Source organism: Mesorhizobium sp. M7A.F.Ca.US.005.03.2.1 (assembly GCF_003997795.1).
GTDB classification, from domain to species: domain Bacteria; phylum Pseudomonadota; class Alphaproteobacteria; order Rhizobiales; family Rhizobiaceae; genus Mesorhizobium; species Mesorhizobium ciceri.
Window position 1 is genome coordinate 1 of record NZ_RZRP01000619.1, and the last position, 3,836, is coordinate 3,836.

Below are 3,836 nucleotides of genomic sequence, written 5' to 3' on the forward strand. Positions count from 1 at the left end.
GCTGCACAAAGGCGGCTTCGCCGAGATGCCGCAGCCGGAGCTCTCTGGCACGCCGCTGACCGGTTCGATCGCGGATTGGGCCGAGCAGATCGAGCAGGAAGCCGAAAACGAAGGACGTCTTGTCGCCAAGGGTGACGGCGGCAAATCGCCGAAGCCGTCGAAGAAGATACCCGAGCGCTCAAGCTCGCCGGGGCGCAGTTCGCGCGGCACCTCGATGGGTGGCGCGGCGTCAGCCAGGGAGCGCACGGCAGCCGGCCTCAATCCGGTCGCCGGCCTCGACATCTCGCTGGAGGACGCCGAGACCATGGCCTCGGGCAGCGTCACCGCGACGGTGGCGGCACTGTCGGCGCTGATCGAATCCGGCAATCCGCTGCACAAGGACGGCGTGCTGTGGACGCCGCACCGCCCTGCCCGCCCCGAAAAATCCGAAGGCGGCATCGCCATCAAGATGGTGTCGGAGTTCGAGCCGGCCGGCGACCAGCCGACCGCGATCAAGGATCTGGTCGAAGGCGTCGATAACCACGACCGCACCCAGGTGCTGCTCGGCGTCACCGGCTCAGGAAAAACCTTCACCATGGCCAAGGTGATCGAGGAGACGCAGCGCCCTGCCTTGATCTTGGCGCCGAACAAGACGCTTGCCGCGCAGCTCTATTCCGAGTTCAAGAAATTCTTCCCGGAAAACGCCGTTGAGTATTTCGTCTCTTACTACGATTATTACCAGCCGGAAGCCTACGTCCCGCGCACCGACACTTTCATCGAGAAGGAATCCTCGATCAACGAGCAGATCGACCGCATGCGCCACTCGGCGACGCGTTCGCTGCTTGAGCGCGACGACGTCATCATCGTCGCCTCGGTGTCCTGCATCTACGGTATCGGCTCGGTCGAAACCTATACGGCGATGACCTTCCAGATGCAGATCGGCGACCGGCTCGACCAGCGCGCGCTGCTCGCCGATCTCGTCGCCCAGCAGTACAAGCGGCAGGACATCAACTTTGTCCGCGGCTCGTTCCGCGTGCGCGGCGACACCATCGAAATCTTCCCGGCCCACCTGGAAGACCGCGCCTGGCGCATCTCGATGTTCGGCGACGAGATCGAGCAGATCACCGAATTCGACCCGCTGACCGGCCAGAAGACCGGCGAGCTGAAAAGCGTCAAGATCTACGCCAATTCGCACTATGTGACGCCGCGCCCGACGCTGAACCAGGCGATCAAGTCGATCAAGGAAGAGCTCAAGCACCGGCTGGTCGAACTGGAGCGGGCCGGCCGCCTGCTTGAGGCACAGCGGCTGGAACAGCGCTGCCGCTTCGACCTCGAAATGCTGGAAGCCACCGGCTCGTGCGCCGGCATCGAGAACTATTCGCGCTATCTCACCGGCCGCCAGCCGGGCGATCCGCCGCCGACGCTGTTTGAGTACATCCCTGACAACGCACTGGTCTTCATCGACGAAAGCCATGTCACCGTGCCGCAGATCGGCGGCATGTATCGCGGCGACTTTCGCCGCAAGGCGACGCTGGCCGAATACGGCTTCCGTCTGCCGTCCTGCATGGACAACCGGCCGCTGCGCTTCGAGGAGTGGGATGCCATGCGTCCGCTTTCGGTCGCGGTCTCGGCGACCCCTGGCGCCTGGGAGATGGAACAGGCCGGCGGCGTCTTCGCCGAGCAGGTCATCCGTCCGACCGGCCTGATCGATCCGCCGGTCGAGGTCCGCCCGGCCAAGAGCCAGGTCGACGATGTCGTCGGCGAGATTCGCGATACCACCAAGGCCGGCTACCGCACCTTGGTCACCGTGCTGACCAAGCGCATGGCCGAGGATTTGACCGAGTATCTGCATGAGCAGGGCATCCGCGTCCGCTACATGCACTCCGACATCGATACGCTGGAGCGCATCGAGATCCTGCGCGATCTGCGCCTCGGCGCCTTCGACGTGCTGGTCGGGATCAATCTTCTGCGCGAAGGCCTCGACATTCCCGAATGCGGCTTCGTCGCCATTCTCGACGCCGACAAGGAAGGTTTCCTGCGATCGGAAACCTCGCTGATCCAGACCATCGGGCGCGCCGCCAGAAACGTCGACGGCAAGGTCATCCTCTATGCCGACCAGGTGACCGGCTCGATGGAACGGGCGATGGCCGAAACCAACCGTCGCCGCGAAAAGCAGATGGAGTGGAACGCGGCCAACGGCATCACACCGGAATCGGTCAAGTCGCGCATCTCCGACATTCTCGATTCGGTCTACGAGAAGGACCACGTCCGCGCCGATATCTCGCAGTTCACCGACGGTGCCGGCGCCATGATGGGCAACAACCTCAAGGCCCATCTCGACGCGATGGAAAAGCAGATGCGCGATGCCGCGGCCAATCTCGACTTCGAGAAGGCGGCCCGCATCCGCGACGAGATCAAGCGCCTGCGTGAGATGGAACTGTCCATCTCCGAAGACCCGCTGGCCAAATACGCCGACATGGAAAGCCCGGCCTCCGGCCGCGAAAAGGGCAAGCACAACAAGGGCGTGGCCAAACATCGTACAGCAGAGGAACAGGAGCGTTTTCGCAAGCTCGACGCAGCGCGTGCCGCCGAAGAGGCAGCCAAGGCTGCCCGGCCCAACCTCTTCCGCAAGCCTGATCTCGACGAGATGGGCGCCGATGGCACTGTGCCGGTGAAAAAGCCGCTGTTTTCGAAACCCTCGATCGACGACATGGGTCCAGGTACCGACATGCCGACGCCGGCCGGCGCGGTGTCGCGCTCGCTGTTCAAGAAACAGTCGGCATCCGAGGCACATGGTTCCGATTTCGGCATTCCCGGGGACGCCACAAAGCCGCTGTTCAAGAAGAACTCGCTGGACGAGATGACGGTGCGGCGGACGGAAAAACCGATCGAAGGAAAAGTGCCGGCCAAGCCGCAGCCAATCTCCCCCCTCGTGGGGGACGAATCCGCCAAGCCAGTTGTTCGCCAGCGAACAGGCATTGGCTCCTACGAAGACCCCGCCGACGCCCGTCGGGAAAAGCGCCGGCCGGGTAAGACGGGTAGGCCGGGAAAGTAGCGCCTTCCCCTTCTCCCAGAAGGGGAAGGGAAGCGCTCCGCCGCCGCCGCATTCCGCCGACCCACTTGCCACCAGCCCCGCCTTTGGTGTAATCGCTCCCCACACTCGAACGTCTTGAAAGGAGGGCTCACGTGTTTACGTTTCATCGTCACCATCGTCAGCGTGGCCCGATTTCTGCCCTGCGAGCTTGCTTGCAGGGCTGACCAGGGACGGTCCGGGTTTTTCCCGCTTCGATTTTTTGGTCTGCCCTTCGTGGTGTTGCAACGCCGAGCCTGATGGCCAGCCTGCGCACCGTCAAAGTGCATTGAACCGGACTTTTCCTCCGGCAAGACCAGAGAAATCAAATGGCCCTGATCAGCCTCAAATCCCTCGGCGTCACCATGAGTGCGCCGCTGTTTGCCAATCTCGACCTCACCATCGGCACCGGCGACCGGCTCGGCATTGTCGCCGCCAATGGCCGCGGCAAGTCGACTTTGCTGAAATGCCTGACCGGCGGGATGGAGCCGACCTCCGGTGACATCACCCGCACGCGCGGCCTGCGCGTCGGTCATGTCGAACAGTCGGTTGCCCCGGTCCTTCTCACCCGTACGTTCCGGCAGGTGGTGGCGGATGCCTTGCGGTCCGAGCAGGCCGAAAGCGAGATGTGGCGTGTCGACGTGGTTCTGGATTCACTCGACGTGCCCGAGCCGATGCGCGAGCGGCCAATGCAGGCGCTGAGTGGCGGCTGGCAGAGGCTTGCGCTAATCGCACGCGTCTGGGTCACCGATCCGGACGTGCTGTTGCTCGACGAGCCGACCAACCA

At 63.6% G+C, this 3,836-nt stretch carries 2 protein-coding genes; both read left to right on the top strand.

The window, feature by feature from the left end; genetic code table 11:
• The first annotated feature begins 1 nt into the window (after position 1).
• Positions 2–3,034: an excinuclease ABC subunit UvrB gene (gene uvrB / locus EN991_RS26895; protein ID WP_281058614.1), complete on the top strand. Its 3,033-nt coding sequence runs from the start codon at positions 2–4 to the stop codon at positions 3,032–3,034.
• Between the two features lie 344 nt (positions 3,035–3,378).
• Positions 3,379–3,836: ATP-binding cassette domain-containing protein (locus EN991_RS26900; protein ID WP_164769389.1), on the top strand; the 458-nt coding region annotated here is incomplete at its 3' end.